Source organism: Bradyrhizobium sp. SZCCHNR1051 (assembly GCF_032489615.1).
Lineage (GTDB): Bacteria > Pseudomonadota > Alphaproteobacteria > Rhizobiales > Xanthobacteraceae > Bradyrhizobium.
In genome coordinates this window covers 206,002-226,825 of sequence record NZ_JAUEYJ010000003.1, presented here as the reverse complement: position 1 = coordinate 226,825, position 20,824 = coordinate 206,002, and the positions used below count along the sequence as shown (strand labels likewise).

Below are 20,824 nucleotides of genomic sequence, written 5' to 3'. Positions count from 1 at the left end.
CATCGGCGGCGGCAATCTGGTCACGCATCTGGCCGGCGAGGGCACGCAGATCTATCAGGCGCTGCACGGTGTCGGTGCCAGGATGGGCCGAATGGATTCCTACGGCTGGCGGACGTTAGCGCGGGTGCCCACGCCGCACGACTTCGATGCCGCCATGCTGGAGGCGCACAAGAACGGTATCATGCCGCTGATCCTGCTGGAGTACGAAGGCAGCTATCAGAGGTTGGATCCGCCGCAGCCGATCGGATCCTATCAGGACTGGTTCGCCGCCGGGCAGGCGATGGCGAGACGTTTCCGTCCCGGTGGCGATTGGGGCCGCGAGAACGGCATTCCCGATTGGGGCGCAACCGTCTTCACCGCGATCAACGAGCCCGACGTGCAGGCCACGATCCCGCGCCAGGACTATCACGACGCGCTGGCTGGGCTTGCGGACGGTGTTCACAGCGTCGACCCCAAGCTGCGGGTCGTTCCCGGCGGCTTTGCCACCTGCAACTCGCATGGCGATGCGACGTTGCGCGGCTACGGTCCGGCGATCGCCGATCTGCTCGAGGACGGCCGTCTCGACGGCATCGACCTGCATACCTACTACAATGATAAATGGTATCCGATGACCCGCGGCCGCGAGTTCTCGGTGCAGACCTGCTTCGACCGCATCAAGCAGGCGATGGGGCTGAGCCGCGACATCAACTTCTACGCAACCGAGTTCAACGTCGCGCGCGCCGGCGCGTGGGACAGCGATACGGACGCGGCGAGATTGTTTCTCAATGCGATCTGGGACCAGCTTGCGGTGGTCGGCAAGGATGGCAGCATGCCGGTGTCCATGCTGGCGTTTCCTTGGAATCTCGGCGACACGCCCGATGTCGACGGTGTGGCCTATGCAATGGCGACGGGCAAGGATCCCTGGACCCCGGAGGCGCGCAGCCTCGTGGTGAAGACGGTGCTGCAGCTCGCCGGTCACATGAGGATCGTGTCCATCGACCGGCGGCTGGCGCTGTACACGCTGCGCGGACCGGATGCCGATTTGATCGTGTGGCAGAACATTGCCGGCTGGACCGACCGGCCCGGCCGCGCGGTCGAGCTCGAGCTGCCCGCATGGACGCGCAGCCTCGAGGTCTGGGGCTGGGATGGGCTGCGGCGCCAGATCGAGGCAAAGCCCGGACGCTTCTTCGTCGACGGCCTCAATGCCGATGAAACCTACATGTTTCGCGTGCCGCGGCCGTGAGTGACGACGCCAGTCGCGAAGGTCCCCGTGAGGGGGCGAGTGACAACATCTCGATGTGGTTCGCGAATCCCGTTAACTGAAAAGTAAGGCCAGCGCGACGTGGTTCACTGCCACCTGACCTTTTTACGATAATTGCAGCCACGACAATCCCGCCGCGCGACGGGTGACGCGCTGGACCTCTCTCGGGTGATGCTGGAATGCAGCCGATCAAAAAGGCCGAGATTGCGAACGACAGGCCGGTGCCGGCGCAGGCCGTGACCGGGGTTCGCATCCGAGAGATCCGCTCGGCGGATCTGCCAGCGGTCGCCGCGCTGCTGACGCGCGGATTCGCCTTTCGCAGTGAGGCCTATTGGTTGCGCGGACTCGAACGCCACGCGGCGCGCCCGCGGCCGGCCGGCTTTCCGGCATTCGGCTATTGTCTCGACCATGGCGACGTTCCCGTCGGCGTGATCCTGCTGCTGTTCTCCGAGCTCCACAGCGGCGGTAAGCCGATCGTCAGGGCCAATGTCTCGAGCTGGTATGTCGAGCCGGCGTTCCGTGCTTTCAGCTCGATGCTGGTGCGCGCGGCGACGCGCGACAAGACGGTGACTTATTTCAACATCACGCCGGCCCCGCACACTTGGCCGCAGGTCGAGGCTCAGGGCTTTTCGGTCTACTGCAAGGGACAAGTCTACGCTGCGCTGGCCCTGTCGCGATCGCGCTCGGATGTCCGTATCGAAGAATTCTCCGAGGACGATGTGCATGGGCTCTCTCCCGACGCGGCCGATCTGTTGCGGCAGCATGCGCAATGGGGGTGTCTCAGTCTCGTCGGGCGCGAGGCCGATGCGGCGTATCCGTTTGTGTTTCAGAAGCACCGGGTGATGAACGCGCTGCCGGTGTATCGCCTGCTGTATTGCCGGGATGTCGCCGACCTCGTGCGCTTGGCCGGCAACATCGGCCGGTTCCTGCTGCGGCGGGGCGGCCTGCTGGTGCGGCTCGATGCGAACGAGCCCGTTGCCGGGCTGGCCGGCTGGTACTCGGACAAGCGCGGACGCAAATATGCCAAGGGTCCGCATCCGCCGCGTCTCGGCGATCTCGCCTTTACCGAGGCCGCGCTGTTCGACGGCTGAGAGGTGGCAATCGATTGGGTTGCATGGTCCCACTGCGGCGGCCGGGATGTGACGGCACGCACAGTCTGAGCTTCCGGCCTGCGCCATCCTCCTGGCAACGGAGGTGGTCATCCATGTCTTACATTTTCGAACTCGCGCTGGCGGCGATGCTGCTGTTCTTCCTGTTCCTGCCGATCACCGATCGCAGGACGGTCATGATGAAGCTCTGCATGATCATGGCAGTCGCCATCCTGTTCACGGTTACGCTTGCCGTCCCGCATGGCGTTGCACCCTCCGCCCAGGTTCTGCGGCTGACGGCGAACTGATGTGGCGCGGGTGAGCTCGGGCCTTGCCGCTCCAGCATGAAGTTTGGACGGGGCAATCCGGACTGTACGGCTCGCAGACCGAACGGCCGGCGGTTGGCAGTCCGCCCCTCATCGTGTAGCACCGGCTGAACGTCACGCCACGCTCAGGGGATCCGGATGCCTGCTCTTGCCCATGCGCTGCTCGCCGCCCTGAAGGACCACGGCGCCCGCGAGATCTTTGGCATTCCCGGCGACTTCGTGCTGCCGCTGTTCAAGGTCATCGAGGAGAGCAACATCCTGCCGAGCTTCACGCTGAGCCATGAGCCGGCGGTCGGCTTCGCCGCGGATGCGGCCGCGCGCTATCATGGCGGCCTCGGCGTCGCCGTCGTCACCTATGGCGCCGGCGCCTTCAACGTCGTGAACGCGGTCGCCGGCGCCTATGCCGAACGCTCGCCGGTCGTGGTGATCGCGGGCGCGCCCGGCGCGCGTGAGCGCGTCTCCGGTTTTCTGCTACACCACCAGGCCCGCACCGTCGACACGCAGCTCGCGGTGTTCAAGGAGATCACCTGCGATCAGGCGGTGCTGACCGATCCGGCCACCGCGCCGGCCCAGATTGCGCGCGTGCTGCGCAGCGCGAAGGAGATGTCGCTGCCGGTCTATCTCGAATTTCCGCGCGACATGGTCGATGCCGAGGTCGAGCCGGTGGTGCCGCTGCCGCCGCGGCGGGCCAGCCGTGAGGCGCTCGACGAATGCGTCGAGGAGATCCTCGCCCGCATCGCGCAGGCGGAGCGTCCCGTGATCGTCGTCGACGTCGAAATCCGGCGCTACGGCGTCGAGGACAGGATCGCCGCGCTCGCGCGCAAGCTGGGCCTGCCGCTGGTGACGACCTTCATGGGCCGCGGCCTGCTCGACAGGGCCGACGATGTCGTCGCCGGCACCTATCTTGGCGCCGCGGGCAACCCGGCGATCACGGAGCTGGTCGAGAATGCTGATCTCGTGCTGATGCTGGGCGTCATCCTGTCGGACACCAATTTCGCGCTGTCCAACCGGGCGCCGGACCCGCGCCGCATGATCCTGGCCGCCAGCCGTGAGGTCCAGATCGGCCATCACGCCTATCGCGACATGCCGCTTGGCGATCTGATCGATGCGCTGGACGAGCGCGCGACGCCGCGGGCCGCGGCGTCCGGCCTGCCGCGGCAGCGCTCGGCCTATCCGCGCGGTCTCGCGGCCGATGGTGCGCCGATCGCGCCTTCGGACATCGCGACCGCGATCAATGACATGTTCGATCGCCATGGCCGGATGCCGATGACCTCCGATATCGGCGACTGTCTGTTCACCGCGATGGAGATCGACAACACGGCGCTGGCCGCGCCGGGCTACTACGCCGGGATGGGCTTCGGCGTGCCGGCCGGCATCGGCGTGGCCGCGACCGGCCTTCGTCCGCTGATCCTGGTCGGCGACGGCGCATTCCAGATGACCGGATGGGAGCTCGGCAACTGTCGCCGCTACGGCCTCGATCCGATCGTCGTGCTGTTCAACAATTGCAGCTGGGAGATGCTGCGCGTGTTCCAGCCGGAGTCGCGGTTCAACGATCTCGATGACTGGCACTATGCCGACATCGCCAATTCCATCGGCGGCACCGGCGAGCGCGTCGCCACCCGGAGCGAGCTCGTCGCTGCGCTGGAGCGCGCGGTGCATCGGCGCGGACGCTTCTCGCTGATCGAAGTGATGCTGCCGCGCGGCAAGACCTCGGACACGCTGGCGCGCTTCGTGGCAGGCTTCAAGTCGGCGCGCGAGCGCATGGCCCAGGGATAGGATGGCCGGAAGGGCGCTTTGAACGCGCGGCCGTCAACCGGTTGCCGACCGCAGCACCGTCTTGATCGCGTCACGGCCCTTCCAGGCGAAATAGGTGAGGCGGCCGCCGAACGAGCGATGGCTGCGCAGCCTGTTGGAGCCGAGCACGTGCCCAACTTCTGCGGGGAAGCGCTTGACCTCGGCCTGCACCATTCTGTCGGTATTGGCCATGATGGCGTTCAGGCGCGTGCCCCACTCGGACTCGTCGATGCGATCGATGCGGACCTGGATCGCATACTCGATGTCATAGATGCTGGTGAGGATTTCCTTGGCGGTCACGACGCGGTTGTTCTTCAACGCGACACGAAGCGCGAGCCGCTTGTCCTCGAGCTGATCGAGCACCATCGGCACGGTCATGGCGTAGGGCGCCGCGATGACATCCGCGACGTTCTTCGAGCGCGCCGCCTTGGTCGCCAGCCGCAACACCTGCCAGGGCTCCTTCAGACGCTTGGCGACCAGCGTCAACGCAAAGGGCACGGCTTCCGGCTGCCTCTTGCGCAGCGCATCGAGCAGCAGCACCATCTTCTTCACCTGCGGATCGTCGAACTCAACGATCCGGTCCGGCAGCGAATCGGCGAACTTAGCGAGTTCCTCGCGGGCGCGCAGCGCCTTCAACAGCTTGACGACGTCGTCGAACACCGACGGCGAGGCCGTATAGGCCTTCAGCTTGCTGCGGACCTGCTCGATGCCCTCGGCGCGCGCCAACGTGCCTTCCAGCGACTTCGTCACCTTGGTCTGGAACGCGCTCGCGACCTGGCGGATCTCGCGCTGCTTGTCCCCGGCGATCAGGTCCTTCATCTGCGCGTTGTAGTCTCGCGCCATGGTCGGCAGCAGATCGCGCGAGATCCATTCCCAGATCGGCGTGAGGGAGCCGCGGGCAATGCGGCCCTCATTGGCATGCTCCGGCGAACCGTCGATGAGAAGCTGCTCGACGGGCATGAAGAAGTAGCGCGAAGGATTGATGGTGCGGTGGCCGCCGGCGCCATTGTTGTTGCGGATCTCGGCGCGCAGCCGGGCCTGGAGGTCGGCGGATCCCGGCATGTCGACGCCGCTCAGCTCCAGCCGTTCGAGCTCGCTGAGCAGGCAGCTTCGTGTCAGCGGTGACAACCGCTGCAGGAATTCCCAGATCCGGTCGACCGGTCCCATTGGCGTCAGGCTGTCAGCTATATGTCAAGGTCGCTCGTCTCCACGGACGAGCACGGAGCTCATCGAAGCACGAAACAGTTGGTGCGAAATTAATGTCAGGAAACAATCGTAGCATTGCACGACATCGTGGACAGGCGTCGCGGCACGCGCCAGGGACGGGTCTCCCGAAGCACGGCATCACGCCCGGCTTAACCATTTCAGATTGTAACTTTTGGGAAAATTAGCGGCGGTTGCACGAGTTGTCGGGAAAAATCCCGTATTGCTACGGACGGTATAATTAACCATGTTAAAGCTGCCGCCGCGTCAGAATGAGGCATGGCACAGCTGAACAACAGCCTTTCCGACGCTCATGCCGCACCTGCTCCGGGCGGCCAAGGAGTTAACGACCCGGACCTCCTGGCGACCCGTTCCGGCACATCTGCGCCGCTCGCGATGGGACGTCACGACGACCAGGCCACGCTCGCTTTGGCGCGTCAGCTGAACGGTTCGCTCACCGCCCTGATGCTCTACATGGAGGAAATCAAGCAGCGCAGCGACGAGATCGCCAGGACGCCCGGCGAGCGCCGGCATGTCCAGGTGGTCGTCGACAACGCGTTGCTGCAGACCGAGCGGATCTGCGCCCTGGTCAACCAGATGTCCGGCGCGCACGGGCAGTTAAGACCGCTGTCGCGGACGGTGCCGGCTCACGAGCAGGGCGCGGCGCCCGCGCGACCACCCGGCCGGGCCAGCAAGTCGCTGACCCCGCGCGAACACGAGGTTCTCAAGCTGATCAGTGAGGGGCATTCGAACAAGGAGGGCGCCTTGCGCATGGGCATCAGCCCCCGCACCTTCGAGAGCCATCGCGCCGAGGCCATGCGCAAGGTTGGCGCGCGCAACACAGCCGAGCTCGTTCGCGCAGCACTTCTCAACCAGATCGGATGACGGCGGACGAGCGCGAATGCCGCGCTCGCGCTTTCGACCCCCGCAGTGCCCCGCGCTGCAGGCAATGAAGATCGGCGTCCGACCGGCTCGGTCGAACGCGCTGAGCGGGACGCGGACGTCCGTGCTGTCAGAAATAATCCTCGGCGAAGGGGCGAACCCGGGAGGTCGGGCGCAGCGGCGCCTGCGCCTTGGGCGGTGCCGGCACGATCGTAATGGTCCAGCGCGGCGGTACGCTCGCTTCGTTCTCCATGACTGAACGGACGTGGCCGGTGATCGTCGATCCGCCGGATTTCACGGTCGCGGTCCGGCCGTTGAACTGCGCAATTCGGAAACGCCTGACTTCCTTCTGGTCGGCGGTTTCAAAAGTAAACATGGGACACATCTCCTATGTGACCCCGAGTCTCGCAGCTCATGATTAGTTGATTGTGAAAATCGTGAGCCGTAGAAGTACGGCGTCAACTTATTGTAAGGGAATATGAAGATCAGGTTCAGCGAATCCGCGTCGTGAAGGTCCCGTTTGCCATCTCGGTCGTCCGAGCCCGTCGCGGCGGTGCGGCGTGCGAGACGCCGATCGGATTGCGCCATGGAGGCCTGCGGCCTCCCCCGCTTTCAATATTGCAGCTCCTGGGCGCGGGCGGCGGCGTAGGCGGCCTCGATGTTGTCGAGCAGCTCGGCATACTCCTTGGCGGACAGGCGTGGCGCGCTCTTCTCCAGCGCGAGCGCGTAGGTCGCAAGCCGGCGGTACCCGAAGGTTCCGGCTGCGCTCTTCAGCGAATGCGCCTCGCGGCCGATCTTGATGCGCTCGCCGTCGAGCGTCAGCTGGCGGAGCTGCTTCAGCCGCGCATCCGTCTCGCTGAAGAACACGTCGCGGATCTCCTCCGCGGCCTCGTCTCCGATCTCGCCGACCAGCTCGGCATAGGCTTCGCGGTCGAGCGCGGCTTCGGGAGCAATTTCGGTGTCGGTGGCAATGTCGGCGGCCCTGGCATCCGGCTGGGCCGGCACCAGCGGGGCGTCTGACGCCACGGTGTCCAGCACCGGCACGGGCAGGGGCAGCACGCGCAGGATGGCTTCCACGAGCGCTTTCTTGCGGGCCGGCTTGACGACGAAGTCGTTCATCCCGGCTTCCCGGCAGGCCCGAATATCCTCCATGAAGGCGTTCGCCGTGAAGGCGATGATCGGCACGTTGGAACGGCGCTCGCCTCGCGCGCGAATGGTCCGGGTTGCCTGGAAGCCGTCCATCTCCGGCATGCGGACGTCCATCAGGATCAGGTCGTAGTTGAAGCGGCTGGCGGCGGTGACGGCCTCGGCGCCGTCGCAGGCCGTGTCGGTCTGGATGTCGAAATCCTTGAGCATCTTGGTCGCGACCAGGCGATTGGTCGGATTGTCGTCGACCACGAGGACGCGCAGCGGCCGGCCGAACGCCGCGATCCGGTTCTGCAGCGAGGTGTAGATGCCGTCGTCGTTCTGCTCTGGCACCGCGATGGTCTCGGCAATCGGCAGCGTCAGGCGGAACGAGAAGGTGGATCCGCTGCCCAGCGTCGAGGTGACCTTGATGTCACCCCCCATCTGCTCGATCAGGCGCTTGCAGATCGCAAGCCCGAGTCCGGAGCCGCCGAACCGGCGGCTGATCGAATTGTCGGCCTGGACGAAGTTCGCGAACAGCGAGCCGATCTTGTCGGCGGCAATGCCGATGCCGGTGTCGGTCACCGTCCATTCCACCGTCGCCTTCTCGTCATCCTTCTCGATGCAGCGCGTCGTGACGACCACTTCGCCGGACGAGGTGAACTTGACCGCGTTGGACACCAGGTTGAGCAGGATCTGGCGAATGCGGCCGGCGTCGCCGACCAGCGCCGGCGGCACGGCCGGGTCGCTGACGCTCCTCAGCTTCAGGTCCTTGGCGGAAGCCCGCGGACCGATGATGCTCAGCGTGTTGTGGACCAGGGCCTCGGCGGAGAACGCGATGTCCTCGAGCGAGAGCTGGCCGGATTCGAGCTTGGAGAAGTCGAGAATGTCGTTGAGGATCTCGAGCAGATTGTCGCCGGCATTGTGGATCGCCACCACCGAGCGGCGCTGCTCGGGATCGAGATTGGTCTCCAGCAGCGTCGTGGCGAGGCCGAGCACCGCGTTCATCGGCGTGCGGATCTCGTGGCTCATCATCGCGACGAAGGTGGACTTCGCCGCGTTCGCGGCCTCGGCGGCCTCGATCAGGTGCTCGTGGCGTTCCCACCAGCGTGAGATCAGGACGGCGGCCGCGAACACGGCCATCGCGCTCACCAGGGACACGATGACCAGAAGCGTCGCCATGTCGCGCCAGGCCTTCAGGACGTCGTGCTCGAACACCGACACCACGATCATCGCGGGATAGTTCGGCAGCATCTTTGCCGCCCGCAGGCGCATCTCGCCGGTTCGTGCGGAGGGTTCGCGCAGCACGCCGCCGGCCGACAGCGCGCGGTGACCGAAGCCGGAGGTCGGCTTGCCGATCTCGCTCGTAGGCGGAAAATGCGCGAGCAGCGTACCGTCCTCGCGGATCAGCGACACCGCGGCATCGAGACCCTGCGCGGTGGAGCCGAAGAAGTTCTCCAGATAGGGCACGGACATGGCGCCGAGCATCATGCCCATGAACTCGCCATTGGAATCGTCGAGCCGGCGGGCAAAATAGATGTTCCAGGTGCCGTCGCCGCGATTCTGAACCGGCGTGCTGAGGAAGGTCCGCAGTGCAGGGTCGGCCTTCAGCGCCTTGAAATAGTCGCGGTCGGCGATGTTGACGTCCGGGATCGGCCAGTAGCGCGAGAAGTTCAGGAGCCCGCCTTGTGCGTCGATCAGCGTCACCGCATCGATCTGCGGCAGTCCCGCGATTTTCTCCTTGAGCAGGAGGTGGGTCTGATGGTCTGACGCGACCTTGCGAAACGCTGCAGCGTCGATGGCGCCGCCGCGCACCAGGTAGTCGCGCACGCTGGTGAGCACGAGGTCGACCGATTTCACCGAGCGGTCGGCGTTCTCTGCAAGCGTGAGGCTATGGCGGCTGAGATCTTCCTCGGCGTGCTGAAGCGCGTTCTCGCGCAGGTTGGTGAGGAAGAACAGGTTGCTGCCGGCAATGACGCAGATGAGGATCAGCGCGATCGCTGCAGGCGCTCCCAGAAAGCGTTTCTTGTTGCTCATCGCTTGCTACCAGCCCGCCGCTCTGACCAGCCGCCGGCAATCGGTCTCCTGCGCGATCTGCTTCAGAGTCTGCCGGAGCCGCATCAGATCGATCGGCTTCCAGAAGGGAGAATCTATGTTCAGCTCGAGAACCTCGGTGCCGGGGCGGTTGTCCAGCGAGAGGTCCGGCATGACGCAGTCCAAGTTCCTCTTCTGCAGGACGATCGAGGCTGCGTCGACCGGGCTCACGTCCGTCGTGTTGAAGCCGGCCTGTGCTGCAATCTTTCGCAAGATGGAAAGATGCACGGCGGCATCTTCGATCACGAGGAGTTCGTTGCGCATGAATTCCCTGTCCCGTTGCCACCCTGACGCGGTCATCGGCAAGCAGGATTATGCCTATCGGCCGGCTCTGACCCCCTCGTAAATTTTGGTTTCCGTACGACTACGGGAGGGCACGGCGATGTATGCGTCCTGCCGTCGTCAACCACGCGGAGTTCGCCCGCCAAAGAGAAAGCGGCCGAACACCGGTCCGGCCGCCGCGCAGGACATTCCCACGGAGCTCGGCTATTCGGCCGGGCCGAACACGGCTTCCATCTTGGTCTTGAGCGTCGCCGCGTTGAACGGCTTGACGATGTAGTTGCTCACGCCGGCCTTCTTGGCGGCGATGACGTTTTCGGTCTTCGACTCGGCTGTGATCATGATGAACGGGGTCTTCGACAGCTCCGGGCTGGCGCGCACCTCCCGCAGCAGGTCGTAGCCGGTCATCGGTTCCATGTTCCAGTCGGAGATCACCAGACCGTACTTCTTCGCCTGCATCTTCGAGAGCGCGGCCGATCCGTCGCTGGCGTCGTCGACGTTCTCAAATCCGAGCTGCTTCAGCAGGTTGCGGATGATCCGGATCATAGTGGCGTAGTCATCGACCACCAGGATCGGCATCGACAGATCAAAGGCCATGTCATTACTCCGCGCGTTTGGTCAAAAGCCGAACACGGGCGAGGTATATCAGCACGAAGATTATTCGACGCCTCTTGGAACTCGCGCTCGTCAGCACGTCGACAATTATCAGCGCCCGTTGAACAGCGCGTTAATTCCAGCGGTGCCGACGATGGGGATCATGCCACGGGCCGTAGTTGTACGGAGGCAAGGGCGCTCGGCGAGGCAACGGCGCGCGACGAGCGAGGGCCGGAACGACGCCTGCTCACGGCACGCTGCGTGGCCGGACCAGATTCTCGTAGTGGGCCTTCACCGTACCGTAGCACTCGCACGCCGTCTTCTTCAGCCCGTCCAGATCGATGATCTCGATATGGCCGCGGCTATAGTGGATGAAGTCCGCCTGCTGCAGCGTGCTCGCCACCAGCGAGACGCTGTTGCGCCGGGCGCCGATCATCTGCGCCAGGGCCTCCTGGGTGATGTAGAGCTTGTTGCCGCCTGAAAGGTCATGCGTCTGCAGCAGGCAACGGGCGAGACGCGACTCGACGGTGTGGGCGGCGTTGCAACCGGCGGTCTGCTGGCTCTGCACGTAGATGGCGAGTGCGTGGCGCAACATCAGCGCGCGAAACGAGGGGCTCTGTTCGGCGGCCGCCCGTACCTTGTCGATGTCGACGACCGATGCAGCACCGGGAACGAGGACCGCCGCGCTGTTCAGCACCACCGGATCGCCGCCCGCGAGCAGGGACATGCTTCCGAAGAGACTATCGCGACCGATCATCGCCACCTGAACACGCTCTCCGCGCGCGAGGTTCACGACCAGCGAGATGACGCCGCGATGAGGAAAGTAGATGCGCGAAAGCTTTTCGCCGACCTCGGCGAGAATGGTGTCCTGCACCAGATCCACGGTCCGCAGATAGGGTCGGATCAGCTCGAAGTCATCGTCGGTCAGTGACGACAGGAAGCCGTTCGGAGAACGCAAGCTGGGGTCCAAAGCCATCTCCTGCATTGCAGTAACGGAGCCTCGCAGATCTCAATGCACTCATGGTTCCATAGAACTGCGTCCCATCCGCTGACAAGAAGAATCACGGGTAATATTCCCAGTAAAGGCCATTCGTTCCTGCTGTGCTCGTTGTCGTGCAGACGGGCGCGGATGCGCGGTTGCGCATTTGGCCATCAACATGTGTGCGATGTGCTGATCTGATAGCGCGCTGTTGTATACAGTCGGCACGCATCAGCCTCGCCTCGGCTGGTGAAAGCAGCGTAACGCGCTTGCGGCGAGCCTCCTTCTTGCTCCGGCCGCCGCAGCTCCGGCGGGCACGAACACCACGTAGCATGCGGCCGCATTGACAGCGGACATCTTGAAGCCAAAATCGCTAATAAGCGCGCTGATTCGTTGACGGATCTTTTCCTGTCGGATGCAACCCTCGTCGCGAGTGGAGGCATCGGCCGGTGTTTTGCGACTGGCGGTGACGAGGTTGTCGTCATTGCAGGAGCAGGAGTCCGCCTGATGCTGCATCCAGCTGGAGCGCGATCGATGGTCAGCGATGAGACTGAGCGCCACGACGAAGCTGAACGTTGCAGCGGCGTCCGTTCGTTTGCGTCCCGGTAGCCCCGCCGTCCTCCCCCCCAACAGGTAATGCAGGATTCATGGCCTCTTCCACCTACCAGCGGTCCAACCAGTCGTTGCCAAGCGCGGGCGTAGACATTCCGGCCGCAGCGACGCCGGACATCCACCCAGGAATGGCGATCGTCGGTCAGGTTGCCGGTGGCCTGCTGCACGACTTCAACAACATTCTCACCGTGATCACGGGGACCATCGACATTCTCGCCGAAGCGGTCGAGGACAAGCCCGAACTGGCGGCCGTCGCGCGTCTGATCGACGAGGCTGCGACTCGTGGCGCTCGATTGACCTCGCAGCTTCTGTCGTTCGCAAGAGGCCGGCCGCCGCTGCCATGTGCGGTGGAGTTGAACGAGCTCCTGATCGACGTCGCTCGTCTGCTTCGTCCGACATTGGGCACCGAGGTCGAGGTGACGACATCGGTGGGCGCGGACGTGCCGGCCGTCTTCGCCGATCCGGGACAACTGATGGCGGCACTGCTGTGTCTTGCGATCGGGGCCCGACATCGATTGGAGCATGGCGGCCGCATCGACATCGAGGCAAGGCGCATGCGTGCGGACGCCTCGGGTGCCGACGGCATTTCCTCCGACGTGCTGATCGTGTTGACGGCGTCAGTGAGCGCGGCGGATGCCTCTCCGGCCGATCCCGCCTTCTCGGAGATCCGCATGGTCGAGGATTTCGTCAGGCGTTCGAACGGACGTCTGGAGCTCAAGGAGCCGCGCGGCCGGACCGCCGGCGTCGAGATCGTCCTCCCGCGCGCGGACCGCGTCCCCTCGTAGTCGGCCGCTCTTCCGCAAGCTCATAGTTAGCGCTGCCTTAACGGTCACGCCGCGCATCGGCGCACGCCGACCGCGAGGCCGTGTCAGCGCGCCATTTTACCGCGAGTCTCTGCGGTCTGCGCGCATTTGATCGAACTGATTAGCGGCCAATTAGGATTAACGGCGGGGGCGGATGCCGCGCGCGGCCGTTCCGGGATCAATTTAACGAACGGGTAGGATTCCGCGGACCAGTCTGCGCCATCGCCGACAGAACGGTGCGGCGATGTTTACTCATGTTCATCCAGAAGGGAATGACAATGTCAGGTATCGTCCTCTCCGCGTCGGTTCGCCAGAACCTGCTCTCGCTCCAGTCGACGGCTCAGCTCCTCGCGACCACGCAGAACAACCTCTCCACGGGCAAGAAGGTCAACTCGGCGCTCGACAATCCGACCAACTTCTTCACCGCCCAGGGTCTCGACAACCGCGCTTCCGACATCTCCAATCTGCTCGACGGCATCGGCAACGGCGTGCAGGTGCTGCAGGCCGCCAACACCGGCATCACCTCGCTGCAGAAGCTCGTCGACAGCGCCAAGTCGATCGCCAACCAGGTGCTGCAGAGCGCGGTGGGTTACTCCACCAAGTCGAGCGTGACCTCGGCGGCTCTGACCGGCGCGACCGCCACCGACCTGCTCGGCTCCAGCTCGACGGCTGTGACCGGCTCGGTCGTGAACAACGACAATACCTCGAGCGCGGTGGCGATCACCGGCTCGACCAAGCTGTCGGGTACGGCAGGCACCGCGTCGAACAACCTCGCCACCGGCATCACCTCCGGTGAGACGCTGGTCGTCAACGGCACCACCTTCACCTTCGTCACCGGCACCTCCTCGTCCGGCACCAACATCGGCATCGGCGACAGCGTCAGCAACCTGCTGTCGGCGATCCAGACCCAGACCGGCGTGACCGCGTCGATCACCGCGGGTGCGATCACCCTGACGCCTCCGGCGGCGGGATTGACGCTCTCGGGCAGCACCGGCACCTTGGGCAAGCTCGGGCTGACTGCCGTCGGCGATGGCTTGTCAGGCCAGACCTTGACGGTCGGCGCCACAGGAGGTGGCACGGCGACCAGCATCACGTTCGGTCTAGGGACAGGACAGGTCAAGTCGCTGAACGATCTCAACGCCAAGCTCGCAGCCAACAACCTGCAGGCCACGGTCGACTCGTCCACCGGCAAGATCTCGATCACCACGACCAACGACGCGGCTTCGGCCACGATCGGCGCGATCGGTGGTACGTCGGCTGCGGCCAGCCAGGCCTTCAATGGTCTGACGGCGGCGGCTCCGGTGGCGGATGCGACCGCGCAGACGCAGCGCGCAAGCCTGGTCTCCCAGTACAACAACGTGCTGGCGCAGATCAACACGACCGCTGCTGACGCTTCGTTCAACGGCATCAACCTGCTGAACGGCGACACGCTGAAGCTGACCTTCAACGAAACCGGCAAGTCGACGCTGTCGATCACTGGTGTCACGTTCAACTCGGCGGGCCTCGGCCTCTCGACGTTGACCTCGGGCACCGACTTCCTCGACAACAGCTCGGCGAACAAGGTCATCGGCGTGCTCACCACCGCGAGCTCCACGCTGCGCAACGAGGCCTCGACGCTGGGTTCGAACCTCTCGGTCGTGCAGGTTCGTCAGGACTTCAACAAGAACCTGATCAACGTGCTGCAGACCGGCTCGTCGAACCTGACGCTGGCCGACACCAACGAGGAAGCGGCCAACAGCCAGGCGCTGTCGACCCGCCAGTCGATCGCGGTGTCCGCGCTGTCGCTCGCCAACCAGTCGCAGGCGAGCGTGCTGCAGCTCCTGCGCTAAGGCGCGGGCGGCACCCACGAACATCGGAGGCGGCGGGGCTTGCCCCGCCGTTTTCGGCTCTAGAATAATCGAAGATTGACGTCGCTCGGCTTCGGCGTCTGCGGCGCCGGATCAGCCGGACAGCGAGCACGAGAGCAACGTCGTGTCGACGCGAATGCAGCCTGCCGACGACGCCGCTCCCGAGAGGAGACTCCCGAGAGGAGCCTTCTGAGAGGAGAGTTGGGTCATGCCCCTGCGGGTCGAGCTGAAGCCTTTCGAGCGCATCGTGATCGGCGACAGCGTCATCGTGAATTCGAACACGCGCGCCCGCTTCATCGTCGAAGGCGACGCGCCTATACTCCGCGAACGCGACACCGTCACCGCCGAGACCGCCGATACGCCGGCCAAGCGCCTCTATCTCTGCGTCCAGACAATGTATCTGAAGAACGACGCGATCCGCTATCGCGCGTCCTATCTCGCCTGCATGAACGAGTTGCGCAGGGCGATTCCGGAAGCCGCCGGCCAAGCCGAGACGGTGGATCGTCATGTCACGGAAGGAGCGCTGTACAAGGCGCTGAAGGAGATCAGGGCGCTGATCGAGCGAGAGGATCGCGCAGTCGCGCCGGCCGAAGCGATGCCTTGACATTCCGGCCGCCGAAGGGGCCGGGCTCGCCGCAGCCTGAGAGGTTGATGCTACGTCCGTATTAGCACGGACAATAAAATTAACGGGACGGATAAAAGCCCCACCTAACGATGGCACGGACAGAAAGTCTGTTCAGCCCAGTCAGCGAGGGCCGGGTATCGATCCGCGCGGCTGGTGAAGGCTGGGACCGACCGTTGCTCTGACAGGGATCAGCGGTCGCCCCGTGACCGCGGCGCCAATTCTTGGAAGGCCAGTTTCATGGATGACCTGTTGCGTGAGTTCCTGACGGAGACCAGCGAGAGCCTGGACACCGTCGATAATCAATTGGTGCGGTTCGAGCAGGAGCCGAACAACGCCAAGATCCTCGATAACATCTTCCGGCTGGTGCACACGATCAAGGGGACCTGCGGCTTCCTCGGCCTGCCGCGGCTCGAAGCGCTGGCGCATGCCGCCGAGACCCTGATGGGCAAGTTCCGCGACGGCATGCCGGTCACCGGCGAGGCCGTGACGCTGATCCTCACCACCATCGACCGCATCAAGGACATCCTCGGACAGCTCGAGGCCAACGAGGCCGAGCCCGAAGGCGAGGACCGCGACCTCATCAGCGAGCTCGAAGCCATGGTCGAGCGCGGCATGGCGGCAATGGCCGCGTCGGCGGAGCCGATCGCGATGGCCGGCGAGACCGCGCCACCGCTTGCGCCTGCAGCGCCGGCCGCGCCCGCGGTCACGCACGGCTCGCTGATCGACCAGACGCTGGAGCGTCCGCTGCGTCCGGGCGAAGTGTCGCTCGACGAGCTCGAGCGGGCCTTCCGCGAGACCGCGATCGAGTTGCCGCCCGCGCATGAGAAGGCGCCTGAGCCCAAAGCCGCTGCCCCGGCGCCGGTTGCCAAGGCCGGGCCTGCCAAGGCGGAAGCAGAGGCCAAGGCCGAGGCGCCGAAGAAGGCGGCGCGCGCCAAGGCCAATGCCGATGGCGAGGTGCACGAGAACGACAAGGTCGCCAACCAGTCGATCCGCGTCAACGTCGACACGCTCGAACATCTGATGACGATGGTCTCGGAGCTGGTGCTGACGCGCAACCAGCTGCTCGAGATCGCCCGCCGCAACGAGGACACCGAGTTCAAGGTGCCGCTGCAGCGGCTGTCCAACGTCACCGCCGAGCTGCAGGAGGGCGTCATGAAGACGCGCATGCAGCCGATCGGCAATGCCTGGCAGAAGCTGCCGCGCATCGTCCGCGACCTCGCCACCGAACTCGGCAAGCAGATCGAGCTCGAGATGCACGGCGCCGACACCGAGCTCGACCGCCAGGTGCTCGACCTGATCAAGGACCCGCTCACCCACATGGTGCGCAACTCCGCCGATCACGGCCTGGAGACGATGGCCGAGCGCGCCGCGGCCGGCAAGGCCGAGCAGGGCACGATCCGGCTGTCCGCCTATCACGAAGGCGGCCATATCATCATCTGCATCGCCGACAACGGCCGCGGCCTCAACACCGAGCGCATCAAGGCCAAGGCCTTGGCGAACGGCCTCGTCACCGAGGCCGAGCTCGAGAAGATGACGGAAGCGCAGATCCACAAGTTCATCTTCGAGCCGGGCTTCTCGACCGCGGCCGCCGTCACCTCGGTCTCGGGCCGCGGCGTCGGCATGGACGTGGTGCGCACCAACATCGACCAGATCGGCGGCACCATCGACATCAAGTCGGTGCTCGGCGAGGGCACCTCGGTCACCATCAAGATCCCGCTGACGCTCGCGATCGTCTCGGCGCTGATCGTCGAAGCCGGCGGCGACCGCTTCGCGATCCCGCAATTGTCGGTCGTCGAGCTGGTGCGCGCGCGCGCCAACTCCGAGCACCGCATCGAGCGCATCAAGGACACCGCGGTGCTGCGCTTGCGCAACAAGCTGCTGCCGCTGATGCATCTGAAGAAGCTCTTGAAGATCGACGACGGCTCGTCGACCGATCCGGAGAACGGCTTCATCGTGGTGACGCAGGTCGGCAACCAGACCTTCGGCATCGTGGTCGACTGCGTGTTCCACACCGAGGAAATCGTGGTCAAGCCGATGTCGACCAAGCTGCGTCACATCGACATGTTCTCGGGCAACACCATCCTGGGCGACGGCGCCGTGATCATGATCATCGATCCGAACGGTATCGCCAAGGCGCTCGGCGCCGCCGGCTCGGCCTCGCAGGCGGTGTCGGACGAGCACGCCGCGCATCACGCCATCGGCGGTGAGCAGCTCACCTCGCTGCTGGTGTTCCGCGCCGGCACGGCGCAGCCCAAGGCGGTGCCGCTGGCGCTGGTCACGCGCCTGGAGGAGATCGCGGCCGACAAGATCGAGATCTCCAACGGCCGCTACATGGTGCAGTACCGCGACCAGCTAATGCCCTTGGTGCAGATGGAAGGCGTGTCGGTGCAGACGTCGGGCTCGCAGCCGATCCTGGTGTTCGCCGACGAGACCCGGGCGATGGGCCTCGTGGTCGACGAGATCATCGACATCGTCGAGGAGCGGCTCAACATCCAGGTCTCCGGCGCCAAGGACGGCATCCTCGGCTCGGCGGTGATCAAGGGCCAGGCGACGGAAGTGATCGACGTTGGCCACTTCCTGCCGATGGCGTTCGCCGATTGGTTCATCCGCAAGGAGATGGCGACCGAGTCGCAGACGCAGTCGGTGCTCTTGGTCGACGACTCGCCGTTCTTCCGCAACATGCTGGCGCCGGTGTTGAAGTCGGCCGGCTACAAGGTGCGCACGGCGGCGTCGGCGATCGAGGGCCTCGCCACGCTGCGTTCCGGGCACAGCTTTGACATCGTCGTCACCGACATCGAGATGCCGGAGATGAACGGCTTCGAGTTCACCGAGGCGATCCGCGCCGACCAGAACCTGAACCAGATGCCGGTCATCGCGGTGTCGTCGCTGGTGTCGCCGGCGGCGATCGAGCGCGGCCGCCAGGCCGGGCTCTACGACTACATCGCCAAGTTCGACCGTCCCGGCCTGATCGCGGCGCTGAAGGAACAGATCGAGGAACGGGCGCGCGCCGAAGCCAACCGGCGGGCCGCGTGACAGCAAGCGGACAGGAGTAGCGTGCGATGAGCAGCAAGATCGAAACCACCGAAGGCGCCGCCGTCGAATACGTCACTGCGATGATCGGCGGTCAGCTGTTCGGCCTGCCCATCTCCCGGGTGCAGGACGTGTTCATGCCGGAGCGGGTGACGCGGGTGCCGCTGTCGTCGGCGGAGATCGCCGGCGTCCTCAATCTGCGCGGCCGCATCGTGACCGTCGTCGACATGCGGGCGCGGCTCGGCCTCGCCCGTGCCGAGGACGGCAAGCCGCCGATGGCGGTCGGCGTCGATCTGCGTGGCGAGTCCTATGGTCTCCTGATCGATCAGATCGGCGAGGTGCTGCGGCTGCCCGAGGAGAGCCGGGAGGAGAACCCGGTCAATCTCGACCCGCGCATGGCGAAGCTCGCCGGCGGCGTGCACCGCCTCGACGGTCAGCTGATGGTCATCCTCGATGTCGATCGCGTGCTCGAGCTCCTGCCGAAGGCAGCAATCGCCGCCTAGTCCGTCAACCGTCCCATAGGGGAGACAACAATGAAGAGCTGTCTGGTCGTGGATGACTCCAGCGTCGTGCGCAAGATCGCACGCCGTATCCTGGAGGAGCTGGGCTTCTCCGTCGTCGAGGCGGAGGATGGCGAGCGGGCGCTCGAGATCTGCACCAAGAGCCTGCCGGACGCCATTCTGCTCGACTGGAACATGCCCGTCATGGACGGCTATGATTTCCTCGGGCGCCTGCGCCGGCTGCCGGGCGGCGAAGGCCCGAAGGTGGTGTTCTGCACCACGGAGAACGACATCGATCATATTTCGCGCGCGCTGAACGCTGGCGCCAACGAATACATCATGAAGCCGTTCGACAAAGAGATTGTCGCCGCCAAATTCCAGGAAGTCGGTCTCATCCAGGCGCTGTCAGCCGAATCCGCCTGATCCCTTCGTCTGCCCAGAAGAGGCCGTCCGTGAACCAGCCTGATTATGAGTTCCTGCGCAAGCTGCTTCGAGACAAATCGGGTCTCGATCTGTCTGCCGACAAGCAATATCTGATCGAGAGCCGCCTGCTTCCGCTCGCGCGCAAGGCCGGTCTCGCCAGCATCAGCGATCTCGTCCAGAAGCTGAAGGACGGGTCGAGCGCCCTGATCAGTCAGGTCGTCGAAGCGATGACGACCAACGAGACGTTCTTCTTCCGCGACAAGGTCCCGTTCGATCACTTCCGTGACGTGATCATGCCGGAGCTCCTCAAGGCCCGCGCCAATCGCAAGTCGATCCGGATCTGGTGCGCCGCGTGCTCGACCGGCCAGGAGCCGTATTCGCTGGCGATGTCGCTCAAGGAGATGGGATCTGCGCTCAGTGGATGGCGCATCGAGATCATCGCCACCGATCTCTCCCAGGAAGTGCTCGAGAAGTCGAAAGCGGGTCTCTACAGTCAGTTCGAGGTACAGCGCGGGCTGCCGATCCAGCTTCTGGTCAAATATTTCAAGCAGGCAGGCGAGCTCTGGCAGATCAATTCCGACGTGCGCGGCATGGTCCAGCATCGGCAGCTCAATCTGCTGCACGACTTCTCCCAGCTCGGCACGTTCGACGTCGTATTCTGCCGCAACGTGCTGATCTATTTCGATCAGGACACCAAGATCAACATCTTCGGCCGGCTCGCCAAGCAGATGGAGCCGGACGGCTTCCTCGTACTCGGTGCTGCGGAGACCGTCGTCGGCCTCACCGACGTGTTCAAGCCGCTCACGGACCGGCGTGGCCTGTATCGCCCGAGCGGGATCGCTTCCGCGGCGAAGGCGCCCGCTCCGGGAATGCCCAGGATCGCGGCCGCGGGCAACTAGATGTTCCCGCAGCCCAACAGAGCAGGACGCGAAGATGTCTGACGAGAACAAAGGTACGGAGCGCGTCACCTTCAGCCGCGGCTACGATGTTTGCATCATGGGCATCGACGGGACCTGGCGCAGGGACTGCCAGCTCAACGCCATCTCGGACAACGACGCGGTGCTGACGGTCGAAGGATCGATCCAGGGATTGAACCTGAAGGAGTTCTTTCTGCTGCTGTCCTCGACGGGGCTCGCCTACCGCCGCTGCGAGTTGGTCCGGGTCAACGGCTCCGAGATGGACATCCAGTTCATCAAGGGAAAGAACAAGAAGAAGCGTGGCAACGCTTCCGGCGGCCAGGAAGCGACCGTCAACTAATTCGCCTTCCGGCAGCGCGGCGCATCGTTCGCCCACCGCTCGGGAAGCTTCCGCGCGCGAAGCGACGAGGAGACGCGCCGCCCCGGATCCTGCGCAAGTCCTAAGGCCGGGAGCCAGTTTTCG

At 64.8% G+C, this 20,824-nt stretch carries 19 protein-coding genes; 13 read left to right on the top strand and 6 right to left on the bottom strand.

All coding sequences use genetic code 11. The annotated features are described in order from the left end of the window. Nucleotide 1: 1 nt before the first annotated feature. The 4 genes from QW868_RS04660 to ipdC all read left to right on the top strand — a co-directional run bounded on the left by QW868_RS04660 (nt 2) and on the right by ipdC (nt 4,430). The gene (locus tag QW868_RS04660) at nt 2-1,222 is read left to right on the top strand and encodes a hypothetical protein (protein ID WP_410051279.1); all 1,221 of its coding nucleotides are present in this window, start codon (nt 2-4) and stop codon (nt 1,220-1,222) included. A 197-nt stretch (nt 1,223-1,419) separates the two neighbouring features. Further along, a complete protein-coding gene (locus QW868_RS04655) occupies nt 1,420-2,331 on the top strand; it encodes an acyl-CoA acyltransferase (RefSeq protein WP_316230014.1) in 912 nt (303 codons plus the stop codon). 113 nt (nt 2,332-2,444) lie between these two features. After that, complete coding sequence (locus QW868_RS04650; RefSeq protein ID WP_315740799.1) at nt 2,445-2,636, top strand: hypothetical protein; 192 nt, start codon at nt 2,445-2,447, stop codon at nt 2,634-2,636. A gap of 156 nt (nt 2,637-2,792) precedes the next feature. Continuing rightward, a complete protein-coding gene (gene ipdC / locus QW868_RS04645) occupies nt 2,793-4,430 on the top strand; it encodes an indolepyruvate/phenylpyruvate decarboxylase (protein WP_316162523.1) in 1,638 nt (545 codons plus the stop codon). A gap of 33 nt (nt 4,431-4,463) precedes the next feature. Here the strand turns inward: ipdC and QW868_RS04640 are convergent, their stop codons facing one another. Next, nucleotides 4,464-5,615, bottom strand: a complete 1,152-nt coding sequence (locus tag QW868_RS04640; protein ID WP_315740797.1) for a hypothetical protein — start codon at nt 5,613-5,615, stop codon at nt 4,464-4,466. 315 nt (nt 5,616-5,930) lie between these two features. Between QW868_RS04640 and QW868_RS04635 the strand changes: the two genes are divergently transcribed. Beyond that, on the top strand, nt 5,931-6,536 hold the full coding sequence (locus QW868_RS04635; RefSeq protein WP_316230013.1) for a LuxR C-terminal-related transcriptional regulator: 606 nt from the start codon (nt 5,931-5,933) through the stop codon (nt 6,534-6,536). Between the two features lie 127 nt (nt 6,537-6,663). On the opposite strand, the gene QW868_RS04630 is transcribed toward QW868_RS04635, so the two are convergent. The 5 genes from QW868_RS04630 to QW868_RS04610 all read right to left on the bottom strand — a co-directional run bounded on the left by QW868_RS04630 (nt 6,664) and on the right by QW868_RS04610 (nt 11,595). Beyond that, nucleotides 6,664-6,909 carry a hypothetical protein gene (locus QW868_RS04630; RefSeq protein ID WP_315740795.1) on the bottom strand — a complete coding sequence of 82 codons (246 nt, stop codon included), beginning with the start codon at nt 6,907-6,909 and terminating at the stop codon, nt 6,664-6,666. A gap of 236 nt (nt 6,910-7,145) precedes the next feature. Then, nucleotides 7,146-9,695 carry a hybrid sensor histidine kinase/response regulator gene (locus QW868_RS04625; protein WP_316230012.1) on the bottom strand — a complete coding sequence of 850 codons (2,550 nt, stop codon included), beginning with the start codon at nt 9,693-9,695 and terminating at the stop codon, nt 7,146-7,148. Between the two features lie 6 nt (nt 9,696-9,701). Continuing rightward, the gene (locus tag QW868_RS04620) at nt 9,702-10,016 is read right to left on the bottom strand and encodes a response regulator (RefSeq protein WP_316230011.1); all 315 of its coding nucleotides are present in this window, start codon (nt 10,014-10,016) and stop codon (nt 9,702-9,704) included. A gap of 222 nt (nt 10,017-10,238) precedes the next feature. Next, nucleotides 10,239-10,628 (bottom strand): response regulator, encoded by a 390-nt coding sequence (locus QW868_RS04615; protein WP_008968243.1) that lies wholly within the window; start codon nt 10,626-10,628, stop codon nt 10,239-10,241. Between the two features lie 244 nt (nt 10,629-10,872). Beyond that, nucleotides 10,873-11,595, bottom strand: a complete 723-nt coding sequence (locus QW868_RS04610) for a Crp/Fnr family transcriptional regulator (protein ID WP_316230010.1) — start codon at nt 11,593-11,595, stop codon at nt 10,873-10,875. A gap of 656 nt (nt 11,596-12,251) precedes the next feature. Between QW868_RS04610 and QW868_RS04605 the strand changes: the two genes are divergently transcribed. From QW868_RS04605 to QW868_RS04570, 8 genes are all read left to right on the top strand, one after another. Then, nucleotides 12,252-13,001 (top strand): histidine kinase dimerization/phospho-acceptor domain-containing protein, encoded by a 750-nt coding sequence (locus QW868_RS04605; protein WP_315740793.1) that lies wholly within the window; start codon nt 12,252-12,254, stop codon nt 12,999-13,001. 296 nt (nt 13,002-13,297) lie between these two features. Next, nucleotides 13,298-14,848 (top strand): flagellin, encoded by a 1,551-nt coding sequence (locus tag QW868_RS04600; protein WP_315740792.1) that lies wholly within the window; start codon nt 13,298-13,300, stop codon nt 14,846-14,848. 226 nt (nt 14,849-15,074) lie between these two features. After that, nucleotides 15,075-15,470: a flagellar biosynthesis repressor FlbT gene (gene flbT, locus QW868_RS04595; protein ID WP_315740791.1), complete on the top strand. Its 396-nt coding sequence runs from the start codon at nt 15,075-15,077 to the stop codon at nt 15,468-15,470. A 258-nt stretch (nt 15,471-15,728) separates the two neighbouring features. Further along, the gene (locus tag QW868_RS04590) at nt 15,729-18,524 is read left to right on the top strand and encodes a hybrid sensor histidine kinase/response regulator (RefSeq protein WP_315757213.1); all 2,796 of its coding nucleotides are present in this window, start codon (nt 15,729-15,731) and stop codon (nt 18,522-18,524) included. A gap of 26 nt (nt 18,525-18,550) precedes the next feature. Further along, nucleotides 18,551-19,024 (top strand): chemotaxis protein CheW, encoded by a 474-nt coding sequence (locus QW868_RS04585; protein ID WP_315740790.1) that lies wholly within the window; start codon nt 18,551-18,553, stop codon nt 19,022-19,024. Between the two features lie 30 nt (nt 19,025-19,054). Then, complete coding sequence (locus QW868_RS04580) at nt 19,055-19,444, top strand: response regulator (RefSeq protein WP_315716971.1); 390 nt, start codon at nt 19,055-19,057, stop codon at nt 19,442-19,444. Nucleotides 19,445-19,473: 29 nt separating this feature from the next. Further along, a complete protein-coding gene (locus tag QW868_RS04575; RefSeq protein WP_316162517.1) occupies nt 19,474-20,343 on the top strand; it encodes a protein-glutamate O-methyltransferase CheR in 870 nt (289 codons plus the stop codon). Between the two features lie 34 nt (nt 20,344-20,377). Beyond that, nucleotides 20,378-20,701 carry a PilZ domain-containing protein gene (locus tag QW868_RS04570; protein WP_316230009.1) on the top strand — a complete coding sequence of 108 codons (324 nt, stop codon included), beginning with the start codon at nt 20,378-20,380 and terminating at the stop codon, nt 20,699-20,701. The last annotated feature ends 123 nt before the right edge of the window (nt 20,702-20,824 follow it).